The sequence below is a fragment of the Apibacter sp. B3706 genome (genome assembly GCF_011082725.1).
Taxonomy (GTDB): domain Bacteria; phylum Bacteroidota; class Bacteroidia; order Flavobacteriales; family Weeksellaceae; genus Apibacter.
Genome location: NZ_CP049715.1, coordinates 1,723,895 through 1,747,527, shown reverse-complemented (window position 1 = coordinate 1,747,527; position 23,633 = coordinate 1,723,895). Strand labels below are relative to the sequence as shown.

Below are 23,633 nucleotides of genomic sequence, written 5' to 3'. Positions count from 1 at the left end.
ATCAATGTGATTCCGGTATATTCAATTAGAAAAAAAAAGGGCAAGAAAATTAATTCAAGCCCCTCAAAAAATATTTAAGTATAATAATTTTATATAGCTGTTAAATATTCAGTATTACAATATCCTTCGGTTCCATCTTCAGATCGTATTAAATACCAATCGTCATTATATTTGCTCAGAAAAGTTACCGTAGATTGATGTGCAGCTTTTCCTAAAATAGGTTGATCCGTACCCGGTCCTTTTCTAATGTTTAAATTAGAACTTTGAGTGGTTACTTTATATTTTGAAGAAGGAGCATTGGGTGATACATTAATATTTAAAATTAAATCAGCGGATCTGAAATCAGGATCAATTTTATTATAAGCAGCCCACAACTGATCTTTAGATTCTCCATTCGGAACTTCTCCATCAATATAAAGAACATTATTTTGTTCTTTAACAGAAAGATTTGTTGTTCCCAGACTTTTCGCCTTATTTATTAAATCTGCGTATTTATCTTGTAAAGCCATACTTCTATTTTAGTAATAATTTTTGTTCAATTTTTTTAGGTTGGAGCGTGTTAATTGCTTGCATAAGTCGAGGCAATTCGCTTCTATTTAATTCACCGTTAAGAGTTACCACACCATCATTTATATCCGCTGTAACACCTGTATACCCTTTTAAAATATCATTTACTTTAGATTTTAATACGGAATCCACAGAAACCACTACATCACCTGATTCTGATTTAACCGTTGCATTATCTTCAACAGATTTTATACCCGGTATTGCTTTAACAGCATTTTCAGTTGTTTGTTTAGCGTCATTATCTTTATACTCTCCGGTAAGTGTAGCCACCCCTTTTTTAACATCAATAGTAACTCCTTCAGGAATAACGGATTTTGCTTTGGTAACTAAATCTGAATCTTTAGGCTCGTTTTTACATGATGTCAAAGAAAAGCTCAGCGTACCCATTAATGCAAAAGCCCATAAAATTTTTTTTAATTGTTTCATAATTTGGTTTTTTAGGTCTATTTAAAATTAACATTGTTTAATACCCATCCAAAACAAAAATTATTCCATATATATAGATTTACTATTGTGTTAAAAAACAGGATCTAAGGATAAAAGTTAATTTGAATAGGTTCAATTTTTTTTATAAGTCAATAATTGTATGATTTAATAAAATATTTATAGTAATTTACTTAGCAAGAAATAATAAAAATTATAATGTCTGATTTCCGATTGAAAATATTTTATGCTGTAGCTAAAAATTTAAGTTTTACCAAAGCTGCCGAGGAATTATATATTTCACAACCTGCTGTGACTAAAAATATAAAGGAGTTGGAATCCGAATATGATTTAACCCTATTTCTTCGAAAAGGAAATAAAATAGAGCTTACCGATGCCGGTAAAATATTATTGATCCATTCAGAAAAAATCATGAATATTTATAAACAAATACAATATGATTTTGATTTACTGAAAGAAAATTTTTCAGGAACTTTTCAACTAGGAGCAAGTACTACTTTAGGACAATATTTACTTCCTGCTTTAATGTCTCAATTTCATTCCAAATATCCGAAAATTAAAATGTCTCTTATAACCGCAAATACAGAAGAAATTGAAAAATATCTGATTGAAAAAAAAATTGAGTTAGGAATGGTTGAAGGCAAACCCAAAAATAAGCAACTTAAATACATTCCTTTTTTAAAAGATGAAATTGTTGCCATTGCACACACCTCACAGGAAATTTCAAAAATAGAAATTTTGACTTTAGATGAATTACAAAAAGTACCCCTAGTTTTGAGAGAATTAGGATCAGGAAGTTTGGATATTATACGAGATGCTTTCCAAGCTGTCAATATACAGCTTAAAGATCTGAACATTGCTATGCATTTAGGAAGTACAGAAGGCATCAAGTCCTACCTTACCCATACCAACAGTATAGGTTTTATATCCATAGCAGCAGTAGCTAAAGATATAAAAAAAGGAGAATTTCAAATAATTGATATAGAGGGAATAAATATAAAACGCTGGTTTTATTTTGTTTATAAGCAAGGAGTTCCTGAAGGAAATTCAGATCTTTTTATAAAATTTGCTACTTCACATTATAACCCATCGTTATAAGGAATAACATTTTTTCATTGGCAGATTTGTATTCATTAAAGGATATTTGTACAATGAATCAAGCAACAACCAAGAAAAAATTAGTCGCCAATGATCGGGTAAAAAAAATAATTTTTATTCTTTTAGGTTTATTTTGCCTGATTGTATCTATAGACACCCCTCTAGCGTTATTGATGGGAATGTTATTTTCCTTTAGTTTCGGTAATCCTTATCCCATCTATACTAAAAAAATAACGCGCTATCTTCTTCAACTTTCTGTTATAGGATTGGGATTTGGGATGAATTTAAATACAGCAATTCAAGTTGGTAAAGAAGGATTGTTATTAACGGTTGGATCAATTTTTCTTACCTTATTCTTGGGAATATTGATAGGAAAATTTTTTAAAATTGATAGGAAAATAACCTTGTTGATATCATCAGGAACTGCTATATGTGGAGGAAGTGCTATAGCTGCCGTTGCCCCACTTATCCATGCAGATGAAGAAGAAACCAGCCTGTCTTTAGCCACTATTTTTATTTTAAATTCCATTGCTTTATTTATATTTCCGGCAATCGGACATCTAATACATCTTTCACAAGAACAATTCGGATATTGGTCTGCATTGGCTATACATGATACAAGTTCTGTAGTTGGCGCTGCACAGCACTATGGTTCAAGAGCCTTAGAAATTGCGACGACGGTTAAGCTGGAAAGAGCTTTATGGATCATTCCCTTATCTTTTCTGATTATATTGACTTTTAAAGAAGATCAGGAAAATATACATAAGAAAATAAAACTACCTTACTTTACATTTTTATTTATTGCGGCCATGATAAGTAATACCTATTTACCCCAATACTTTCCTGTATTTAAGATTATTGACCATGGGTTGGTTATGGAAGCTAAACGAGGACTAACCGTAACCTTATTTTTAATAGGAGCAGGATTAAGTTTACAAACCTTAAAAAAAATTGGTATAAAGCCTTTACTTTTGGGCGTTATCTTATGGACAAGCGTATCTTTTTTAACTTTGATTTTACTCGTATTTAGGATGTATTAATCCATCCAATAATCATCCATTTTCCTTTTAATTTCCTCTAAACACAAATTATTTATGCTTCCTTCATGCGTATGAGTAGTTTTTTTAGGAGATTGAAACGTTCCCTGTTCCACCTGTTGACCGATCATTTTATATGCATCACGAAATGGAATTCCTTCAGCTACCAATTCATTAAGAGCATCTACGGTAAATAAATAATCGTATTTAGGATCTTCGAGGATATTTTTATTAACTTGTATATCTTGAAGAGAATAATGAGCCATTTCTAAACATGCCTTACAATTTTGTATTCCCGGAATAATTCCTTCTTTTAATAACTGTAAATCTCTATGATATCCACTAGGAAGATTATTGGTTATCAAAGTCAACTCATAAGGCAAAGCTTGTATTTTATTGCATTTTCCTCGTATCAATTCAAAAACATCGGGATTTTTTTTATGAGGCATAATGCTGGAACCCGTTGTCAAATGGGTGGGAAGTGAAAGAAAGTTAAAATTTTGACTTAAATATAAAGTTACATCCATTGCTAACTTGGATAAAGTACCGGCCAAGCTGCTAAGAGCATATGCCGTGCTTTTTTCCGATTTACCTCGACTCATTTGTGCGGCAACGGAATTAAATTTTAATGTTTTAAAATCCAATTCCCGAGTAGTAAACGTTCGATCTATAGGAAAAGAACTACCATATCCCGCTGCTGATCCTAAAGGGTTTTGATCGACTATTTTTAAAGCTGCATTAAGTAAAATTACATCATCAATCAAACTTTCAGCATATGCAGAAAACCACATTCCGAAGGAAGAAGGCATAGCTATTTGAAAATGCGTATATCCGGGCAATAAAATGTTTTTATTTTTTTCTGCAAGAATCAGTAGAAGATCAAAAAGTTTACGACTTTGATCTTTAATCACTTTTAATTCATCTTTCAGATATAAGTTCATATCCACTAAAACCTGATCATTGCGGGAACGAGCCGTATGAATCTTTTTACCGGCATCTCCCACTTTTTCAGTTAGTAAAAATTCTATTTTAGAATGAACATCTTCAAAATTTTCTTCAATTTTAAACGTATGATTTTCAATATCTGTGAGAATTTCATTTAATGCTTGAAGTAAATCTTTTTTTTCATTTTCCGTAATAAGCCCTACTTGATACAACATCTTAGTTTGAGCTAATGAACCTAAAACGTCATATTTAGCTAAAACAATATCTAATTCCCGATCATTACCTACGGTAAATAAATCAATTCTCTGATCAGTCGGTATACCTTTTTCCCAAAGCTTCATTTTTTAAAATTTAATAGTTTCAATTATCTTTTATAAGATCGTTTGATTTAATAATTCTATATACAGAGGAATTGCTTCTACAATTTCCTCCCTAAAAATGTATTCATCGGCAGTGTGAGATCGTAAAGAATTTCCCGGCCCCATTTTTAAAGAAGGACATTGTAAGACGGCTTGATCTGAAAGAGTAGGAGACCCATAAGTTTCTCTCCCCAGAGCAATTCCGGATATAACCAACGGATGAGTTTTGGGAATGGAAGAAGATTTAAGTTTCAATGATCGGGGAGTAATTATCACCCTTTCAGATGATAAATTTTTCTTTACTATTGATAGTATCTCTTCGTTTGTATAACAATCATTCACACGGATATCTACCACCAAGCGACATTCTTCAGGTACAAGATTGTGTTGTTTACCTGCTTCAATTTGAGAAACTGTCATTTTCATAGGTCCCAAAACTTCTGATATTTTTTCAAATGAGAAATTTTTAAACCATTCAATTACCTCAAAAGCATTATAAATGGAATTATCAGGATTATTATGAGCTGCATGACTGGCAGTTCCTTTTATGAGAACGTCTAAAACAAGCAAGCCTTTTTCAGCAATGGCAAGTTGCATTTGAGTAGGTTCACCTATAATAGCACATTCTAATGGTGGCAAGTGAGCCAACACACTGTTTAGACCTTTTTTTCCACTGTTTTCTTCTTCAGCGGAAGCCACCATAATTAAATTATATTTCATATTCTTATGTAAATAAAAATAAGTAAATGTGGCTAAAAGAGACACCAAACATCCTCCGGCATCATTAGAACCTAAACCGAATATTTTACCTTCTTTTTCAATGGCATCAAAAGGATTATGAGTATAGTCTTTGTTAGGAAAAACAGTGTCTTGATGAGAATTCAGCAGTAAATAAGGTTTGTTTTTATCTACATATTTATTATATGCCCATATATTATTATTCTCTCTTTCATAAGGAATTGAATGATGTCTGAACCAAGCTTCGATCAATAAAGCGGTATGATGTTCTTCTCCGGAAAATGAGGGCGTTGCAATTAATTTTTTTAACAGATCAATTGCTTCATAAGTTAGTTGTTCAATGGTTTTCATAAGACTTAATTATAAGGTAATACAAGTATGAGAATGATTAAAGTTGTTAATTATTTCAGGGTTAGAAATAATAATATTTTTAACTCCCTGTTTCAGCGCTTCAAAACAATTATCAAGTTTTGGGATCATACCCGAGTGAATAATATTATCCTTTTTTAATTGTTGATAGGAACTGTAATTTATCGTTTCAATAATACTATTTTCGTCTTCAATATCTTGTAAAACACCCTTTTTTTCAAAACAATACAATAAAGTGGTTTCATAAAAAGAGGATAGGGCCACAGCCAAAAATTGTGCAATGGAATCAGCATTCGTGTTAAGCAACTGTCCTTTTTTATCGTGGGTAATTGCACAGAATACAGGAATCGTATCGGTATCGAGTAAAAATTTAATCCATTCGGAGTTAATTTCAATGATATCCCCTACATATCCATAATCATAAGCGCTATTTTCTCTCCTTTTCGAAACAATAGAATTTCCATCTGCACCGGTTAGCCCGATAGCAGAGGTTTGTAAACTTTGAAGTTGAGCTACAATTTTTTTATTGCAAAGTCCTGCATATGTCATTATTGCCACATCTAGCATTTCTTCGTTGGTTACTCTTCGTCCTTCAATCATGATCGATTCAACTCCCAATTTACCCGCTAATCTTGTAGCTGCTTTTCCCCCTCCGTGGACTAAAATTTTTGGGGTTTCCAATTTAGAAAAATCTTGTAAAAATTGAGTAAGGACTTTTTGATTATCAATTACATTTCCTCCTATTTTTATAACGGTTAATTTTTTCTTTTCCATATTCAACTTATTGGGTTGTTTGTTAGTAATTAGTTAAATATCTGTTTTTTTACCAAAAATCAAATAATTAATATTTATGTGAGCCCTTCCAGAATTCGAGTAAGAATGGTTTGAGCAGAATACGTTCGATTATTTGCTTCAGGTATAACTATCGATGCATCGCTGTCCAATATGTCATCAGTTACAATCATATTTCTTCGTACCGGTAAACAATGCATGAATTTAGCGTGATTTGTCAATTCCATTTGTCTTTTTCCGATGGTCCAATGAGGGTCCTCATTTAATATTTTACCATAATCGTTGTAATTACTCCAATTTTTAGCATATATAAAATCAGCATTTAAAAATGCTTTTTCTTGATTATATTCAATGGGAACACCTTTGGTAATTTCAGGGTTCAATTCGTATCCTTCCGGATGAGTAATAACAAAATCCACCTCCATTTTTTTCATCATTTTCACGAATGAATTGGAAACAGATTGAGGAAGAGCTTTTGGGTGGGGAGCCCAACTCAATACTACTTTAGGACGTTCCGTTTTTTTGTATTCTTCAATGGTCAACGCATCAGCCAAAGCTTGTAGGGGATGTTCTGTAGCCCCTTCTAAACTGATGATCGGAACGGTGGCGTATTTGACGAAAGAAGAAATGACTGTTTCCGCTTCGTCTTTTTCCTTATCCTTTAAAGTGGGAAAGCTTCGAATGGCTATTATATCACAATAAACTGATATAACTTTAGCGGCTTCTTTTATATGTTCGGAAGCAGAACCATCCATTACCGTTCCATCTTCAAATTCTAATGTCCAGCCTTCTGTGTTTAAATTCATAACCATACAATCCATACCCAGATTGCGAGCTGCTTTTTGTGTGCTTAATCGCGTTCTTAAGCTCGGATTAAAAAATAAAAGCCCTAAAGTTTTATTTTTTCCCAAAACTTGGTTGGCTAAAGGAGTAGCTTTAATCTTCTTAGCCAAATTTAACATCTCGTTTAGGTCAGTAATATCATCGACAGAAGTATACTTTTTCATTATTTCTTATTTTATAAGGTTGTTAAAGACAAGACTGTAAACTGTCATAAAGCATATCAATTTCATTTTTGGAAATAGTTAACGGCGGAAGCACACGCAGTAGATTTTTATTATTGGAATTACCCGTAAAAATCTTTTTTTCATAGATTAATTTTTTACGGAGATCTGCGACTTCGAAATCAAATTCTAATCCCAGCATTAATCCTTTACCCTTAATTTTCTTAATTTGCGATAGAGAAGAAAATTTTTTAATGAAATATTCATATTGTTTTTGAACATTGTTTAAAATATCTTCATCCTCCATTACTTCTAAAACCGCTAATGCTGCGGCACAAGCGAGATGGTTTCCGCCAAAAGTAGTTCCTAATAATCCAAAAGAAGAAGTAAATTCAGGAGAAATTAAGATCCCTCCGATAGGAAATCCGTTTCCCATCCCTTTCGCTACCGATATAATATCTGCTTTGATTCCGTGATGTTGATGGGCAAAAAATTTACCGGATCGTCCATATCCACATTGAATTTCATCCAGAATTAGAACTACCTTATTATTTTTACAAACCTTTTCCAATTCCCGAAAAAATTCAGTACTTCCTTCATCCAATCCACCCACTCCTTGAATAGCTTCGATAATTACGGAAGATACCTCCCCTTTAGCAATCTCTTTTTTAACACTTTCAATGTCGTTTAATTCGCAAAATACCACTTCCTGTTGAGCATTGATAGGAGCAATAATTTTTGGATTATCGGTCACGGCAACTGCTGCGGAAGTACGCCCGTGGAAGCTGTTTTTAAAGGCTAAAATTTTTGATTTTCCGGTATGAAAAGAGGCTAATTTTAAAGCATTTTCATTAGCTTCTGCTCCTGAATTGCAGAGGAATAACGAATAGTCGGGATATCCGCAAATTTGAGGTAATAAATTACCCAGTTTTTCCTGAACAGGATTGATAATTGAATTGGAATAAAATCCGATGGAATTGATTTGTTCAGTTACATGTTTGATATATGTCGGATGCGAATGACCGATGGAAATAACCCCATGCCCACCATAAAAGTCAAGGTAAGCATCTCCTTTTTCATCCCATACGGTACAACCTGATGCTTTAACAGGGGTTACAGAGTAGATAGGATATACATTGAATAGACTCATATTAGTATCCTTTATAAATTTTTATTATTGTTTCTTTGTGGTATTCATGTGATACTTTACCATTTATTTCTTAGTCAATTGGTTGATTTTGGTATAGGAAGCTAATAGCCCTTTAATAATGGCTGAGTTAACTCCTTGATGATCCATTTCATTAATTCCGGCTATGGTGCATCCGCCCGGAGTTGTGACCTTATCAATTTCTTGCTCGGGATGACTTTTTTTAGACTCAATTAATTGTGCCGCTCCCATACAAGTTTGAGTAATCATGGATAGGGCTTCTTGCGCCTCCAGTCCCATTTCTATAGCTCCCAACATATGTGCACGAATGATTCTCAGCCAAAAAGCTATACCGCTGGAACAAATAATTGTTGCCGCTTGCATTTGCTCTTCAGGGATTTCTACAGCATGTCCCAATTGATTAAAGATTTCCAACGCGATATTGATCCGATCCTTTCCTTTTTTATTGGAACAAAGACAGGTCATGGATTTATTCACCGATATAGCAGTATTAGGCATGGCCTTAATGATTGGAAAATGACTGCCTATGATTTCTTCTAGTTTACTTAAATCAAATCCGGCAACTACTGATAGTAAAGTATGATGTTCCGTAAATAAATGCCGGCATTCTTGTAAAACATTGGTTAAGACATTAGGCTGAACCGCAAACAGTATAATCTCTGAATTTTTAATTGCCTCGTTATTATCTGAGGTAAGAACTATATTTTGTTTATTTTCCAGTTCATGTAAGGTTTTAATATTTCGCTTAGTAATATATAATGATTCAGCAAAATTGCTGTTAATAATTCCTTTTGCGATTGCCAGACCTAAATTTCCGGCTCCAATAATTGCTATTTTCATATTATAATTTTGTACTAATTATATAATTTTTATTATTCATTAAAATCAGTAATTTATCCTTTTTTTAGTTAACATCTCTAAAAGAACCATAAGAACTTTTTAAATAAACTAAGGAAACTGATATTGTATTTTGAGTTTTTCTGGTTAATCATTTTAAGATGGAATAGTTAATTCATAACTCTAATTTTATCAAAATGCCACCGGTTTTAAATGTAACCCTTCCGATTCCTCAAATCCGAAAATAAGGTTCATGTTTTGTACGGCTTGACCCGAAGCACCTTTACTTAAATTATCAATCACCGAAGTGATTAATAGGGTATCTTTATGTTTTTGTATTTCTAACATACATTTATTTGTGTTGACTACCTGCTTTACAGATAGAGGAGTGTTAGAAACAAAGGTAAATGGATGATCCTGATAATATTCACGATATAAAGAAAAAGCTTCCTCCTTTGTAATTTCACATTTTAAATATATGCCGGCAAGAATCCCTCGAGTAAAATTTCCCCGCATAGGTAAAAAATAGAGTTGATGTCGGTTGGTTCCTAACTGATCAATACTTTGTGAAATTTCTGCCTCATGCTGATGACTAAATTCTTTATAAAAGGAAACATTATTATTTCTCCAACTGAAATGAGCAGTTGCTGAAAGTGATTGCCCTGCACCGGTAGAGCCGGTTACAGCATGGATATGAATATCTTGCGACAATAAACTTTTCTTTGCTAAGGGAAGTAAAGCTAATTGTATGGCGGTGGCAAAACATCCGGGATTAGCAATATTTTTTGCCTTTTTTATTTCTTCTTTTTGTAATTCGGGAAGACCGTAAATATATGTCCTGTCTTGAAACACATGATGAGGTTTAACCCTGAAATCATTACTTAAATCTATAATTTTTGTGTTTTTAGAATACACATTTTTTGTCAAAAAATCCCTGGATTTACCATGTCCCAAACATAAAAAAACAACATCTGCCTCTTGATCAATGCGATCAGAAAAAATTAAATCGGTTTCTCCTATAAGGTCTTCATGAACCGTTGTGACAGGATTTCCTGCATTGGAAGTGCTGTAAACGGATGTGAGTTCTATTTTTGGATGATTAATGAGGATTCGCAATAATTCGCCAGCAGTATATCCTGCCCCTCCCACAATACTAGCTTTTATTTTGTTCATTGGTTTTTTAAACTAAACTATACTTTCAATTTTTATTTACTTTAATTCAAGATAAAGTTCGTAAATTATTCTAAATCATTGAAACTATGGTGAATTTTTAATTGATTTCCAAAAATTTTAATGAATCCTCGGGCATCTCTACTGTCCCAAGCTTCATTTTCTTCACCGTAAGTAGCAACTTTTGATTGCATCATATCATAAGGAGATTTTATACCGATCATACGGAAATAATAGGGATACAACTGAATCTTTACGGTTCCGCTAACTCGTTTTTGAGAGGACGTAAGAAATGCTTCAATGTCGCGCATTACAGGGTCTAAATACTGAGCTTCATGCAATAAAGTACCATACCAATTGGCCAATGAATCTTTATGTAAGAGTTGCCAACGGGATAGGGTATGTTTTTCCAGCAGATGATGTGCTTTAATCAGTAACATAGGTGAAGGAGCTTCAAAACCCACTCTTCCTTTAATTCCTAAAATGGTATCTCCCACATGTATATCTCGCCCAATGGCATATTTTCCTCCTATTTCATTCAGTTTTTGAATTAATGGCACCGGATTCATTTTTTCTCCATTTAATCCGATAGGTTCTCCTTTAGAAAATTCAAGTTCAATTATGGAAGGTGTGGTTTCAGAGAGGGGAGTAGGGAAAGCCTCGTCCGGCAAAGGGAGATCAGAGGAAAGTGTTTCAACACCCCCCACAGAAGTTCCCCATATTCCTTTATTGATGGAATATTTTGCTTTTTCCCAATTCATGTTAATTCCGTTTTTTTGTAAGTAGTCAACTTCTTCTTGACGAGAAATATTTTCATCACGAATCGGTGTAATTATTTTTGATTTAGGGGATATGACTTCAAAGGCTACATCAAATCGGATTTGATCATTACCGGCTCCCGTGCTTCCATGAACTATATATTCCGCATTTATTTTTTTTGCATATTCCGCTATAGCCAGTGACTGAAATATTCTTTCTGCACTAACTGATAAGGGATAGGTATTGTTTTTTAATATGTTTCCATAAATGAGATAGCGTAAACAATTTTTATAAAATTTTTCAGTAATATCAATGGTTATATGATGATTGGAACCCAACTCATATGCTCGTTTTTCAATTTGTTTTAATTCTTCTTCAGAAAATCCTCCGCTATTTACTATAACTGTATGAACTTCCATATCATGTTCTTTAGTTAGTTTAACCAAAGAATAGGAAGTATCTAGTCCTCCACTATATGCTAAAACTGCTTTTTTCATAATCAAGATTTTTTAGATGGTTTTAATTTGGGAATTATTACAATCCTTTTTAGATTTTAAGTGAAATACTTCTTTTATTTTATTGAGATGAGTAATGACCTTTTTATCGAAACTATTTTTATGGGAGATATTCTTATCTTTTTTTTGATCTTTAGGATCGAATAACATTCCGGTACATAAGCACATTTTATTTTGTTTACTTTGTAGAATATTAAAATTCGTACATGTTTTACAGCCATTCCAAAAGTCAGGATCTTCAGTTAGTTCAGAAAAAGGTACCGGCTTATATCCTAATTCCGAATTAATTTTCATTACAGCCAAACCGGTAGTTATACCAAAAATTTTAGCTTCCGGAAATTTTTTGCGTGTATAATCAAAAATAAAATGTTTAATTTTTTTGGCTAAACCTATTCCTCTGTAGTCAGGATGAACAATTAATCCTGAATGGACGACGAATTCTCCGTTCTGCCATTTTTCGATATAACAAAAACCTGCAAATTTTGTGTTATCAAGAGCTAAAATCGCTTGTCTTTGATCCATTTTTTTTTGGATGTATTCAGGTGTTCTTTTAGCAATACCTGTACCCCTTACAATAGCCGATTGGTAAATAGTTTCGCATATTTCTTCAGCGTACTGATAATGTTCTTCTGTTGCAACAACAATATTAATATTCATCTTATGTATAAATAATATATGTATAAATAATATAGTAAATGGATAAATTGAAAAAACAGTAGTAGATAAATTACTGTATAAAAAACGGAAGTGTCGGCTTTGGAAAAATCGAAAATCAAAGCCTAACCTGCCTACTGAAGTAGATAGGGTAAGATAAAAGGGTAATTTTATTAACCGGCAATGTTAAATTGCGTAATAACATAACTAAGATTTTTAACTTTTAAAATCTAAATTAACATAACAAAAATAATAATTATTTTTTTATACGAATAAAATTTTTTAAAAATTATACGGTTAAAAATATTTATTTTATATATATATTTTGTTTTTTAATTTTAAGTTTAATTAAATCAACAACATGAAATACTGGTGAACTATAATGATTATTCTATACTTATAACAAACAAAATTTTCTAATTTTGTATTTAAAATGCTAATATTTTTTATATGGGATCTAAGATTACATTTTACATAGTACGTCATGGTAAGACAATTTTAAATACATTAAACAAAGTTCAAGGTTGGAGTGATACACCGTTAACAAAAGAAGGGATTGAGGTGGCAGAAAATTTGGGTAAAGGATTGAAAGATGTTAAATTTTCTTCAGCTTTTTGCAGTGATTTAAGGAGAACCAGAGAGACTATCAATATAATTTTAAAAAATTCAGATCAAAAAGAACTTCCGGTTACAGAAAAACCTGAATTAAGAGAAATCTGTTTTGGAGCGTATGAAACTGCCTTAGCTACCGAAATGTTTAAGGATGTTGCTTTATATCTTCATTACACTAATGCTCAGGATTTATTCAATGATATCTTTGACAAGAATAAAGAAATTACTTATAAAGAAGCGGTAAATACCATAAGTATTTTAGATCCTATGAAAATGGCAGAAGATTTTAATACAGTTGAAAAAAGAACGCATAAAGCTTTATCGGATATTGTACAGATCGAAAGTAAGAATAAGGAAAATAAAAACGTTCTGATTGTATCTCACGGATTAAGTATAACTCTAATGCTTCATAATCTGGGAGGTAAAAGGTTATTTGTTAAGGATTTGGAAAACGCTTCAGTATGTAAAGTTGTATTTGAAGATGGAAAATATATCATCGAATCGGTTAATGATATGAGCTATGCAGAAAAAGGAAAAAATAGCTAAATATTTTTGAATTAAATTTTCACATAATAGTTTTGTAAAGTATCCATTGAGTTCGCAATTTTAAAGGGATTGCTAACTTCCTCTAAGCTATTTTGAATCTTAGGTTATTATTTTACAGCGATTTAAAAGAAATAGTATTTCATTTTTTTAATATAAAAATATAATTTTTTTACGTTACCATAATAAATGGTAACATTTTAAAAATTAAGCTCTTGTAATTATATATTTATATTAACTTTTATGAATTTACGCCTTAAAATGATAAAAGAGCAACGTATAGGTGTTCTTTTGTTGCTCATAATTATATGTATTTTAGAATTATTAATTCATAGGAATGCTTTAATTTCTTCGATATTTGAGAATAATAATGCTACTCCTTTTCAATTTGTTGAAGAAATTAATGAACAGAATTTTAAGGTAAAGGATAAAAAAGATAAATTTATAGAACCTTTTAATCCAACTGATTATAATACAGAAGAATGGCAGAGTTTAGGTTTCTCTAAAAAACAAGCACAGGTAATTATTAACTATAAGGCTATGCTTGGAGGTAAATTTACTTCTAAAGAACAGCTTAAATCTTGCTATGTAATCTCCGAGGAAATGTATGCTAAAATATCTCCATTTCTGTTATTACCGGAGAACGGCTTGAATGAACCAACTACTAATTCTAGTAAAGTAAAGAAGTATCGGTTATTAACATTTGACCCGAATACATATAATGTAAACGATTGGATGCGTATAGGTTTTTCAGAAAAACAAGCGGAAAGCATTATAAGATATAAAAATTCTATCGGTGGAAAATTCAAATCCAAAGAGGATTTAAAAAAATGTTATATTATATCAACTGTAAAATATCAAGAATTGGAATCGTACATTAAGCTTCCTTCTCAAAATATTGAAAACACATCAAATATAAAAGTACTTCAAATTTTCAATGAAAAAAAGGATATTAATACAGCATCTTTTAACGATATAAATTCCGTAATTGAAAATGAAATCATAACTAAAAGAATATTGAGTTTTAGAAAAGGTTTAGGTGGTTTTGTGTCGATGGAACAAATTAAAGATGTATATGATATAACTTCTGAAATGGTTTCAAAAATTTTTGATTCTTTTGTTTTAAATCCATCCCAAGTTCTTAAAATAAATTTACAAACAGCCTCAGAAGAAGATTTACACAAGCATATTTATTTAAGGAAGTATAAAAATAAAATTATAGAAGCAAGAAATAAGAAGAAAGATCCTTTACGTGTCATTACCGAATCAGATCCAAAATATCATTTTATAATTCAATACTTGGTTAAATAAAGAAGCTACTATATAGCTTCTTTATTTATAATTTATGAGAATGAAATTTAAATTTTAATTTCATTTACAATCTTAATTCCATATCCACTACTTAAAGGGAAATTTTTGTTAGGATTGGTTGTTAAAACATTGATATTTTTAATTCCTAAATTTTTAATTATTTGTGCACCGATTCCTAAATCCCTTTCGTCTGATTGTATGCCAAAATCAGCTATTTCTCCCGATATGTATTTTTTGAGTTCGCTCAGATGATTTTCAATTACCTCTGTATTGGAAGGATTGTTTATAAAAATAATTACTCCTTTGCCATTTTCATTAATAAAATTAATAGCTTTATTTACAATGGTTTCTTCTCCTTGAGCAAGGGTTTTGAAAAGATCCAAATATATATTGTTAGCACAAACTTTAACAGGTATGATTTCATCATCATTAATTTCTCCCTTCACTAAGGCAAAATGAATTTGATCGTTGGTTTTATCTTTATACGTTACAAATCGTAATTCTCCATAATGGGTTTTAATTACTTCATCGTCGATTTTTTCAATCAAAGAATCATTTTTAAGTCGATATGAAATTAAGTCTTTAATAGTTATAATTTTTAAATCAAATTTCTTAGCAACTTCCATTAATTGAGGTAAACGAGCCATTGTTCCATCTTCATTCATGATTTCAACTAAAACTCCGGTAGAAGGAAGTCCCGCTAATTGTAATAAATCGACTGTAGCTTCAGTGTGTCCGTCTCTTTTAAGTACTCCTCCTTTTTTTGCAACTAAAGGAAAAATATGACCCGGACGTGCAAAATCACTTGGCTTGATATTTTCATCGACAAGAGCTTTAACGGTTTTGGATCGATCAGAAGCGGAAATACCTGTAGTAATCCCATGTCCAAGTAAATCTACTGAAACAGTGAAAGCCGTTTGCTTAGGATCAGTATTTTTTCCGACCATGTATTCCAAGTCCAGTTCTTCAGCTCTTTTTTGAGTTAAAGGCGTGCAAATCAAACCTCTTCCGTACTTAGTCATAAAATTTATAGTTTCAGGTGTCATAGTTGAAGCTGCAGCAACAAAATCACCCTCGTTTTCACGATCTTCATCATCAACAACTATAATTACCTTTCCCTGTCTTAATTCTTCAAGAGCTTCTGATATGGTATTCATTTTTAAGTCTGTAATAATCATTGGTATCTACTGTGTTCTAATTTTTTTTGTTTGATAAATTTACTAATAAATCTTTTAAAAGGTTTTAAATAATTATCCACGTCAAATAGTTCAGAATCTCTCATGGATTTTATAGTTAGAAAAATTCCAACAGGTAGAAATATTGCATTTGGAATCCAAGAAGCCCAATAGGCGTTGATTACCTGATTTTTCGCCAAATTTTCCATATAAAGCCCTAAAATATAAAAAATGATAAATATTATTATGGCTACAACTACAGGCAAACCGACTCCCCCTTTTCTAATGATTGATCCTAGCGGAGCTCCTATTAAGAAAAATACAATACAGGTAACAGAATATGAAATGATATTTTTTTGCTGCCATAAAATCATTTTAGCAATAAATTTTTCAACCGCTTTCATTTCAGTGGCTTTTGAACCTAATTCATATTTAGACAGAGTAACCTGATTTATGGCGGCTTTAACTAAATTATATTTAGTGTTTTCATCTAAGTTAGACCATTCAAACGGAAAATCTTCATTATAATGACTATAATCTAGGGAATCCAACGAGTTCGTTTCTCCTAACAAAAGTTTCATGCCATTTTCTCCAAGCCCTTTAAAGTACACAGTATTGGAAGTTTTGATGGAATCTATATAGGTGCTTAATTCGGATACTGATTTATATCTAAAATTATCCCCTTCGGATTGTTTATCTAGTGACTTTTTAATTATATCTGAAATATCGTAATATTGAGTTAAGGTGTCAAACTTAATGGAATTACCCGGTTGTTTTTTTAGTTCATTTAAATTCTTACCTTTAATGTTATCTTGATATATATATCCGTTATATAATTCAATTTTTAAGTAATGGTTATCTTTGGAAATTATATTTCCTTTATCTGCTATAATGGTTTGTTGATCTTCAAAAGGGGAAGCATTTTTATGAATAAATACTTGATCCCATTCACTATCATTTTTACCACTTTTTCTGCCAATTTTAATGCTTAAAGGATTCATTTCCTTAATAAACCGTCCTTCTTCAAAATTAAGGGCAGGTCTTGTTTGTGCAATATTGATGAGCATATTACGCGCTCTTCGTTGGTTTTCGGGAAGTGTGGTGTTACAGAAATAAAATAACCAGATGGCCAGTAAGACTACAAGACTAAAAAGAGGATACATTATTCGGGCTAATGAAATTCCAGCTGATTTCATTGCAGCTAGTTCATATCGCTCTCCGAAACCACCAAATGTCATAATTGATGACAACAAGATAGTTAAAGGTAAAACGAGACGAATCACATCCAAGCCCAGATAATATAATAATTTAGATATGTCCCATAAGTTCAGTCCTTTACCTAAAAATTTATCCATTTGGTTAAAGGCAAACTGAACTACAAAGATGAACATTAAAACGCTAAATATAAATAAAAAAGGACCAAAAAAAGTGCGGATAATATACCAGTCTAACTTTTTAATCATCTTTTATAACTCTGTTAGTGTGTAATCTTTATAGTTATTTTTATCAAATGTAAGTAAAGATTTATTTACAATTAAATTTTCTTTAAAATCAATGATCATTAAAATTAAAGAACTTCCGTCGTTATAATTTTCAGATACTCTTATGATCTTATTATTAGAAAGAGCAAGAAGTATAGATTTTGATTTTTTGGTATCAATAGGAACCAATTTAATAACGGAACATTTAACATTATTAATAGTTGTATTTCCTTCAAAAGTAATATTAAAACCGCTTTTATAAAGACTTAAAATATTGGTAGGAGATAGGCTTTCACCGTCTTCTTTGTCAGAAGAAGTAATTTCTTTATCTTCCTTAGAAATAGTGTAAATCTTATTTCCGTCATAAATTTGGGTAATACTGGGCAAAATTAAATGATACTTTTCTTTAGCGGCATAAACCTGTCCAATTTCAGATATACTTTTTTGTCCGGGTATAGAATATAAATAATTGAATTTTATGTAAAATGTTGAATTTTGGCTGAGTTTCGCACTAGCTGTATCTAAAAGTCTTTTTGCTTCCGGATCAATTTTTTGAGCCCATATTAAAAATGAAGAACAAATAAATAAGAATGCAAATATCTTTTTCATATTATTAGGTAATGTTTTTTAGGGGTTTAAATTTTCCAATAATTGTTCCAAACTAACCAGGTCGGTAACCAGAACTTTACGTGCCTTACTTCCTTCGAAAGCCCCGACAATGCCGAAGGCTTCAAGTTGGTCCATAATTCTTCCGGCTCTATTATAACCCAATGATAATTTACGTTGAATTAAAGAGGTGGATCCTTGTTGAGCGGTTACAATTACTCGAGCAGCATCATTAAAAAGCTCATCTCTTTTTGCTTCAACCGCATCGTTTGAGCTTACACTTGAATTTTCTTCATAAAATTCCGGCAATAAATAAGCATCCGGATATCCTTGTTGAGAACCAATATATTCTGTTATTTTATCAACTTCGGGTGTATCAACAAAGGCACATTGCATACGTATCAGCTCATTACCGGTGGTGAACAACATATCTCCTTTCCCGATTAATTGATCGGCTCCATTTCCGTCTAAAATAGTTCTTGAATCTATTTTTGAAGTTACGCGGAATGCAACACGAGCGGGGAAGTTGGCTTTAATCATTCCGGTAATAACATTTACGGAAGGCCTTTGTGTAGCTATAATAAGATGAATTCCTATGGCTCTGGCCAACTGAGCTAGTCTGGCGATAGGGAGCTCTACTTCTTTTCCGGCGGTCATAATTAAATCAGCGAATTCATCAATAACCAAAACAATATACGGTAAGAATCGATGACCTTTTTCAGGATTTAATTTACGTTCCTTAAATTTTTGGTTATATTCTTTGATGGTTCTTACATAAGCTGATTGGAGAAGCTTGTAACGATTATCCATTTCCACACAAAGTGAGTTCAAAGTATTAATCACTTTAGTCGTATCGGTAATAATGGCTTCATCCGTATCCGGTAATTTTGCAAGAAAATGACGTTCAATTTTGTTGTATAAAGTAAGTTCCACCTTTTTAGGATCTACAAACACGAATTTTAGTTCACTAGGATGTTTTTTGTATAACAGAGAAGTTATAATGGCGTTTAATCCCACCGATTTTCCCTGTCCTGTAGCCCCGGCCATGAGCATGTGAGGCATTTTAGCTAAATCTGTAACGAAAGTTTCATTAGATATGGTTTTTCCAAAAACAATAGGTAGTTCCATATCGATTTTTTGAAATTTTTGAGAAGCGATCACCGAGCGCATGGAAACCATCGTTGCGGCACTATTGGGTACTTCAATACCAATAGTTCCTTTTCCGGGTATCGGAGCAATAATACGAATTCCTAAAGCTGCGAGACTAAGGGCTATATCATCTTCCAAATTTTTAATTTTGGAAATACGGATACCTGCTTCAGGAATAATTTCATATAAAGTTACTGTTGGACCGACCGTTGCTTTGATACTTGAAATTCCAATGCCATAATTTGCAAGTGTTGTTACAATTTTATTTTTATTTTCTTCTAACTCTTCACTGTTTATCGTAATATTATTATTCGTATTATAATGAGTTAAAAGATCAAGAGTAGGGTATTTATATTTAGGTAAATCTAATTTAGGATCATAAGGTCCGAATTGGTCATAAATATTTTTATTAGGCTCATTTTCAGACAAAATTTCTTCTTTTTTAGTTTCTTCAATAGTCAGTGAAATATCATCTTCAACCGTTTCTTCTGTAGTAGGAATATCAATTTCTAATTCTTTAGAATGAGTGGTTGCGTCAGGATGGGAAGATTCTTCTATCAGAATATTGGTATTGGATAAATTTATAGGATTACTTTCCTCTTCTATTAGTGACTCGACTTGTTGTATACCTGTTAAATTTTCTTCTTGAATTTCATTTTTTGTTGGAACTTTTGCGATAACAGTCTCAGATTGAACGGTTTTAGGGTCTTTTATTTTCTCATAAATTTGGTCTTCTTCAAAAGGTTCTTTTAAAACATCCTCTTCTTTTTCTTTTTTAGACGGTTTGAAAGAAGGTGTTGAATGCAATTTAGATTTTACATGATCCACGCTCAAATTAAATTCAAGGATAAAATATATCGACAGGGTCAGCAACAATATAATACCTGTACCCACACTGCCCAATAATGATTTTAAATAGTCATATACTTCATAGCCTATCAAACCGGAAAGCAACCATTTAGATCCGAAAATCATAGCTAGAAATATAGGGGTCCAAATAATAAAGAAAATTCCATGAGAGAGAAGTTTCCATATTTTTAGAATTTCTTTATTAAATAATACTTTAAAAGATAAAATAAATAAGAAGAACGGAATAAAAAATGCAATAACTCCTACACCATCAAAAATAAATATTTCCCCTAAGTAAGCGCCTGTTTTACCGATTATATTTTGCGCTGTAACATTTTTATTTAGATAAGAAGTTAATTGGCTTTGATCTTCTTTCCAATTAAAGTAAAATGAGAGGAATGAAATAAATAAGATGATGGAAAAGCTAAATAAAACTAAACCAAGGATTGTTTTTAATAAGGGCTTTTTTTTATTATTTTTATTATCTTGTGGATTGTTCTCCATATTTATTTATAAATAAATTTAAAATTACAAATTTTATAGTTTCTGTTAGATTTATATTTTGTTTTAATAATGGTATTTTATTATATATAAATAGGTGAATAAAAACTTTATTCACCTATAAACTATTTTAACGTTTTCAAAAAGTAAATTTATCTTCTTGAACCAAGAAATCTAAGTAAAAATAAGAAAAGGTTAATAAAATCTAAATAGAGAGACAAGGCACCTTGAATCGCAATTTTAGAATAACTTTCTCCATCTTCAGAGTTTATTTGTGATCCTATATTTTTCAGAGTTTGAGTATCATAAGCAATTAATCCCACAAATATTAAAACTCCAACTACTGAAATAATTAAATCCAACATGGAGTTATTTAAGAAAATATTGACAACTATGGCTAATAGTACACCTAGTAAAGCCATAGATAGAATTCTTCCAAATTTTGTAAGATCTGTTTTGGTAAAATAACCATATAAACTCATTATAGCAAATGTACCGGCAGTAATAAAAAATGTGGTAGCTATAGATGAAAAGGTATAAGCCAAGAAAATCATAGCCAAAGTCATTCCGTTTAAAAAAGAATAAAACAAAAAGACTGCCGATGCTAATCCTAAAGTCATTTTATGGATTGCTCCGCTTAAAGCAAATACTAATCCTAATTCACCTAAAATTAAAGCATAATATAAGAAAGTAGGGCCAGTAGTACCAAACATTAAGCTTAATAATCCCGGAGAATTTGCAGTGAAATAAGCAGTTGAACCACTTATAAATAAAGCCAAGCTCATCCACATATATACTTTAGATATAAATGTAGCTTGCTGTTTAGCTATGGCATTTTTTTGAAACGATGGTTCAAGAGTGTTTCCGTAATCTTTATAATCCATTTGCTTAGTTATTTATTATTTCAAATATACAATATTTTGTATTACATAAAAAGTCAATATCTATTCCAAAAATTATTTATGAAATTTTGTCATATTTATAAAATTCGCTTTACCATTTGGATATCTTATCTACACGCATTTGATGTCTTCCCCCTTCAAATTGAGTGGATAAAAAAGTATCAATTATATCCTGAGCTAATTCTTTGGCAATAAAACGCGCAGGAATGGAAAGCACATTCGCATTGTTATGTTGTCTGGCTAAACGGGCAATATCTGTTTGCCAACAAAGGGCACAACGTATTCCGGAATGTTTATTTGCGGTTATGGATACCCCTTCACCACTGCCGCAGAAAAGTATGCCGAAATCAAATTCATTTTTCTCAACAGCAATAGCTAAAGGATGTACAAAATCCGGATAGTCTACACTTTCTCCCGAATAGGTTCCAAAGTCATGTACCTGATTTCCTTTTTCAGTGAGATATTTAAATATATAATTTTTATATTCAAATCCTGCATGATCTGAAGCTAATGCGATTTTCATGACCTATTATTTTTAAATTTTTGATTCTAAATTTTTTAAACGTTGTAAGCTTTCTGTTTTTCCTATTATTTCCATAATAACCGGAATATCCGGTCCTTTAAGATCACCAACTAGAGCTAAACGTAAGGGTTGCATTACTTTTCCAAATCCCAATCCTGAGTTTTCCACAAATTCATGAATCTTGTCATGTAATTCTTTTTCGGTGAATGAAACAGACTCCAGATTAGAAATTAATTGAGTAAGTATTGCTTTTGTATCGTCTTTAATAACCTTTTTATAACTTTTTTCTTGGTAAGATGAAGGCGCAATCCAGAAAAAAGAACCTACTTCCCATATTTCTTTTACAAAATTAACTCTTTCTTTTAATAGTTCGATGATTCGAATATCTTTAGTGTCTTCTGTCTTAATACCTTTTTCTTTCAAAATTTTTTGAAATTCAGGGAGTAAGTCAGAGGCTTTGGATTTAATAATATATTCATGATTAAACCATTTTGCTTTATCAGGATTGAAACGAGCTCCTGCTTTGTGGACTTTCTCCAATTCAAACTCTTGAATCATTTCGTTTAGAGATAGTATTTCCTTGTCATTGGAAGGTGACCATCCTAATAATGCCAACATATTTATAAAGGCTTCAGGCAGGTAACCTTCTTCTCTGTATCCTATGGAAGATGTACCTTCTTTTTCGTTTTTCCAAGCAAGAGGAAATACAGGAAATCCGTATTTATCCCCATCTCGTTTGCTCAATTTACCCTTACCTTCCGGTTTTAAAATCAAAGGCAAATGGGCAAATTCCGGTGATTTCCATCCCAGTGCTTCATAGAGCAATACATGTAAGGCGAGGGAAGGAAGCCATTCTTCTCCTCTTATCACATGGGTAATTTCCATGGTATGGTCATCTACTATATTGGCAAAATGATAGGTAGGCATTCCGTCAGTCTTAACTAAAACTTTATCATCTAAAATAGATGTATCGATAGAAAAGTTGCCTCGAATAATATCTTTTAAAACCAAAGTTCTGTGTGGCGGGATTTTAAATCGGATCACATAAGGAACTCCCTCATTTAATTTTTTTTGGACTTCATCGGGCGATAGAGAGAGGCTATTATTGAGTTGATTTCTGACTTCATGGTTGTAAGAAAATACTTTGCCTTGTTCCTCATACTCTTTTCGTAACTTTTCTAATTCTTCCGGCGTGTCAAAAGCCAGATATGCGAAATCTGTTTTAAGTATTTCTTCGATATATTTTTTATAGATGTCTTTTCTTTCAGATTGTTTATATGGAGCATAGGGTCCTCCTTTTTCCGGACTTTCATCCAATTCTAAGCCACACCATTTCAACGATTCACTTATGTATTTTTCGGCATCTTCAACATAGCGGTTTTGATCGGTATCTTCAATGCGCAAGATAAATTTTCCCTTATTTTTTTTTGCAAAGAGATAATTATATAAAGCGGTTCTTACTCCTCCAATATGTAAATATCCGGTAGGACTGGGTGCAAATCGAACTCTGATTTCTGACATTTTC

General features: G+C 31.8%; 22 protein-coding genes. 4 read left to right on the top strand and 18 right to left on the bottom strand.

The genetic code is table 11. From position 1 onward, the window contains the following. Positions 1 to 89: 89 nt before the first annotated feature. Positions 90 to 509, bottom strand: coding sequence for an SH3 domain-containing protein (locus tag G8C41_RS07725; RefSeq protein ID WP_105297141.1), 420 nt, complete (start codon positions 507 to 509; stop codon positions 90 to 92). Between the two features lie 4 nt (positions 510 to 513). Further along, positions 514 to 993, bottom strand: coding sequence for a BON domain-containing protein (locus G8C41_RS07720; RefSeq protein ID WP_160568525.1), 480 nt, complete (start codon positions 991 to 993; stop codon positions 514 to 516). A gap of 216 nt (positions 994 to 1,209) precedes the next feature. Here G8C41_RS07720 and G8C41_RS07715 point away from each other — a divergent pair, with 216 nt between their 5' ends. Together G8C41_RS07715 and G8C41_RS07710 are read left to right on the top strand one after the other, a co-directional pair. Continuing rightward, the gene (locus tag G8C41_RS07715) at positions 1,210 to 2,109 is read left to right on the top strand and encodes a LysR family transcriptional regulator (protein WP_160568523.1); all 900 of its coding nucleotides are present in this window, start codon (positions 1,210 to 1,212) and stop codon (positions 2,107 to 2,109) included. 53 nt (positions 2,110 to 2,162) lie between these two features. Continuing rightward, complete coding sequence (locus G8C41_RS07710) at positions 2,163 to 3,149, top strand: YeiH family protein (RefSeq protein WP_166007085.1); 987 nt, start codon at positions 2,163 to 2,165, stop codon at positions 3,147 to 3,149. Here G8C41_RS07710 and argH read toward each other — a convergent pair. From argH to G8C41_RS07665, 9 genes are all read right to left on the bottom strand, one after another. Further along, positions 3,146 to 4,432: an argininosuccinate lyase gene (argH, locus tag G8C41_RS07705; protein WP_166007083.1), complete on the bottom strand. Its 1,287-nt coding sequence runs from the start codon at positions 4,430 to 4,432 to the stop codon at positions 3,146 to 3,148. The two genes, G8C41_RS07710 and argH, sit on opposite strands and share 4 nt — an antisense overlap. Positions 4,433 to 4,462: 30 nt before the next feature. After that, positions 4,463 to 5,539: a M20 family metallo-hydrolase gene (locus G8C41_RS07700; protein WP_166007081.1), complete on the bottom strand. Its 1,077-nt coding sequence runs from the start codon at positions 5,537 to 5,539 to the stop codon at positions 4,463 to 4,465. A 9-nt stretch (positions 5,540 to 5,548) separates the two neighbouring features. Then, positions 5,549 to 6,331 (bottom strand): acetylglutamate kinase, encoded by a 783-nt coding sequence (gene argB, locus G8C41_RS07695; protein WP_166007079.1) that lies wholly within the window; start codon positions 6,329 to 6,331, stop codon positions 5,549 to 5,551. Positions 6,332 to 6,405: 74 nt separating this feature from the next. Beyond that, complete coding sequence (locus tag G8C41_RS07690) at positions 6,406 to 7,356, bottom strand: N-acetylornithine carbamoyltransferase (protein ID WP_160542802.1); 951 nt, start codon at positions 7,354 to 7,356, stop codon at positions 6,406 to 6,408. A 22-nt stretch (positions 7,357 to 7,378) separates the two neighbouring features. Next, positions 7,379 to 8,503: an aspartate aminotransferase family protein gene (locus tag G8C41_RS07685; RefSeq protein ID WP_166007077.1), complete on the bottom strand. Its 1,125-nt coding sequence runs from the start codon at positions 8,501 to 8,503 to the stop codon at positions 7,379 to 7,381. A 63-nt stretch (positions 8,504 to 8,566) separates the two neighbouring features. After that, positions 8,567 to 9,361, bottom strand: a complete 795-nt coding sequence (gene proC, locus G8C41_RS07680; protein ID WP_160565963.1) for a pyrroline-5-carboxylate reductase — start codon at positions 9,359 to 9,361, stop codon at positions 8,567 to 8,569. Between the two features lie 189 nt (positions 9,362 to 9,550). Then, on the bottom strand, positions 9,551 to 10,531 hold the full coding sequence (gene argC / locus G8C41_RS07675; protein WP_166007075.1) for an N-acetyl-gamma-glutamyl-phosphate reductase: 981 nt from the start codon (positions 10,529 to 10,531) through the stop codon (positions 9,551 to 9,553). A gap of 65 nt (positions 10,532 to 10,596) precedes the next feature. After that, positions 10,597 to 11,784: an argininosuccinate synthase gene (argG, locus tag G8C41_RS07670; RefSeq protein ID WP_166007073.1), complete on the bottom strand. Its 1,188-nt coding sequence runs from the start codon at positions 11,782 to 11,784 to the stop codon at positions 10,597 to 10,599. Between the two features lie 12 nt (positions 11,785 to 11,796). Continuing rightward, positions 11,797 to 12,459, bottom strand: coding sequence for a GNAT family N-acetyltransferase (locus G8C41_RS07665; RefSeq protein WP_160565969.1), 663 nt, complete (start codon positions 12,457 to 12,459; stop codon positions 11,797 to 11,799). 447 nt (positions 12,460 to 12,906) lie between these two features. On the opposite strand from G8C41_RS07665, the gene G8C41_RS07660 reads away from it, so the two are divergent. Both G8C41_RS07660 and G8C41_RS07655 read left to right on the top strand, forming a co-directional pair. Further along, a complete protein-coding gene (locus tag G8C41_RS07660) occupies positions 12,907 to 13,614 on the top strand; it encodes a histidine phosphatase family protein (RefSeq protein ID WP_160542793.1) in 708 nt (235 codons plus the stop codon). Positions 13,615 to 13,854: 240 nt separating this feature from the next. Continuing rightward, positions 13,855 to 14,922: a helix-hairpin-helix domain-containing protein gene (locus G8C41_RS07655; protein WP_166007071.1), complete on the top strand. Its 1,068-nt coding sequence runs from the start codon at positions 13,855 to 13,857 to the stop codon at positions 14,920 to 14,922. Between the two features lie 47 nt (positions 14,923 to 14,969). Here G8C41_RS07655 and ribB read toward each other — a convergent pair whose 3' ends face one another. The 7 genes from ribB to gltX form a co-directional block, all read right to left on the bottom strand. Then, entirely contained in the window at positions 14,970 to 16,094 is a 1,125-nt protein-coding gene (gene ribB, locus G8C41_RS07650) for a 3,4-dihydroxy-2-butanone-4-phosphate synthase (RefSeq protein ID WP_166007713.1), read from the bottom strand. A 2-nt stretch (positions 16,095 to 16,096) separates the two neighbouring features. Further along, positions 16,097 to 17,560, bottom strand: coding sequence for an LptF/LptG family permease (locus tag G8C41_RS07645; protein WP_160565977.1), 1,464 nt, complete (start codon positions 17,558 to 17,560; stop codon positions 16,097 to 16,099). Positions 17,561 to 17,563: 3 nt separating this feature from the next. Beyond that, complete coding sequence (locus tag G8C41_RS07640; RefSeq protein WP_105297156.1) at positions 17,564 to 18,187, bottom strand: LolA family protein; 624 nt, start codon at positions 18,185 to 18,187, stop codon at positions 17,564 to 17,566. Positions 18,188 to 18,205: 18 nt separating this feature from the next. Continuing rightward, positions 18,206 to 20,686, bottom strand: coding sequence for an FtsK/SpoIIIE family DNA translocase (locus G8C41_RS07635; RefSeq protein ID WP_166007069.1), 2,481 nt, complete (start codon positions 20,684 to 20,686; stop codon positions 18,206 to 18,208). 149 nt (positions 20,687 to 20,835) lie between these two features. After that, positions 20,836 to 21,567, bottom strand: coding sequence for a Bax inhibitor-1/YccA family protein (locus G8C41_RS07630; RefSeq protein WP_166007067.1), 732 nt, complete (start codon positions 21,565 to 21,567; stop codon positions 20,836 to 20,838). A gap of 109 nt (positions 21,568 to 21,676) precedes the next feature. After that, the gene (gene rpiB, locus G8C41_RS07625) at positions 21,677 to 22,108 is read right to left on the bottom strand and encodes a ribose 5-phosphate isomerase B (RefSeq protein WP_105297159.1); all 432 of its coding nucleotides are present in this window, start codon (positions 22,106 to 22,108) and stop codon (positions 21,677 to 21,679) included. A gap of 12 nt (positions 22,109 to 22,120) precedes the next feature. Further along, entirely contained in the window at positions 22,121 to 23,629 is a 1,509-nt protein-coding gene (gene gltX / locus G8C41_RS07620; protein ID WP_166007065.1) for a glutamate--tRNA ligase, read from the bottom strand. Between the last annotated feature and the right edge of the window lie 4 nt (positions 23,630 to 23,633).

Coding starts and splice junctions, on each gene's coding strand:
- G8C41_RS07725 (WP_105297141.1), bottom strand. CDS start 509: ATGGCTTTACAAGATAAATACGCAGATTTAATAAATAAGGCGAAAAGT.
- G8C41_RS07635 (WP_166007069.1), bottom strand. CDS start 20,686: ATGGAGAACAATCCACAAGATAATAAAAATAATAAAAAAAAGCCCTTA.
- G8C41_RS07685 (WP_166007077.1), bottom strand. CDS start 8,503: ATGAGTCTATTCAATGTATATCCTATCTACTCTGTAACCCCTGTTAAA.
- rpiB (WP_105297159.1), bottom strand. CDS start 22,108: ATGAAAATCGCATTAGCTTCAGATCATGCAGGATTTGAATATAAAAAT.
- argG (WP_166007073.1), bottom strand. CDS start 11,784: ATGAAAAAAGCAGTTTTAGCATATAGTGGAGGACTAGATACTTCCTAT.
- proC (WP_160565963.1), bottom strand. CDS start 9,361: ATGAAAATAGCAATTATTGGAGCCGGAAATTTAGGTCTGGCAATCGCA.
- argC (WP_166007075.1), bottom strand. CDS start 10,531: ATGAACAAAATAAAAGCTAGTATTGTGGGAGGGGCAGGATATACTGCT.
- G8C41_RS07655 (WP_166007071.1), top strand. CDS start 13,855: ATGAATTTACGCCTTAAAATGATAAAAGAGCAACGTATAGGTGTTCTT.
- G8C41_RS07690 (WP_160542802.1), bottom strand. CDS start 7,356: ATGAAAAAGTATACTTCTGTCGATGATATTACTGACCTAAACGAGATG.
- argB (WP_166007079.1), bottom strand. CDS start 6,331: ATGGAAAAGAAAAAATTAACCGTTATAAAAATAGGAGGAAATGTAATT.
- G8C41_RS07645 (WP_160565977.1), bottom strand. CDS start 17,560: ATGATTAAAAAGTTAGACTGGTATATTATCCGCACTTTTTTTGGTCCT.
- G8C41_RS07700 (WP_166007081.1), bottom strand. CDS start 5,539: ATGAAAACCATTGAACAACTAACTTATGAAGCAATTGATCTGTTAAAA.
- G8C41_RS07720 (WP_160568525.1), bottom strand. CDS start 993: ATGAAACAATTAAAAAAAATTTTATGGGCTTTTGCATTAATGGGTACG.
- G8C41_RS07660 (WP_160542793.1), top strand. CDS start 12,907: ATGGGATCTAAGATTACATTTTACATAGTACGTCATGGTAAGACAATT.
- gltX (WP_166007065.1), bottom strand. CDS start 23,629: ATGTCAGAAATCAGAGTTCGATTTGCACCCAGTCCTACCGGATATTTA.
- G8C41_RS07630 (WP_166007067.1), bottom strand. CDS start 21,567: ATGGATTATAAAGATTACGGAAACACTCTTGAACCATCGTTTCAAAAA.
- G8C41_RS07710 (WP_166007085.1), top strand. CDS start 2,163: ATGAATCAAGCAACAACCAAGAAAAAATTAGTCGCCAATGATCGGGTA.
- G8C41_RS07665 (WP_160565969.1), bottom strand. CDS start 12,459: ATGAATATTAATATTGTTGTTGCAACAGAAGAACATTATCAGTACGCT.
- G8C41_RS07715 (WP_160568523.1), top strand. CDS start 1,210: ATGTCTGATTTCCGATTGAAAATATTTTATGCTGTAGCTAAAAATTTA.
- argH (WP_166007083.1), bottom strand. CDS start 4,432: ATGAAGCTTTGGGAAAAAGGTATACCGACTGATCAGAGAATTGATTTA.
- G8C41_RS07640 (WP_105297156.1), bottom strand. CDS start 18,187: ATGAAAAAGATATTTGCATTCTTATTTATTTGTTCTTCATTTTTAATA.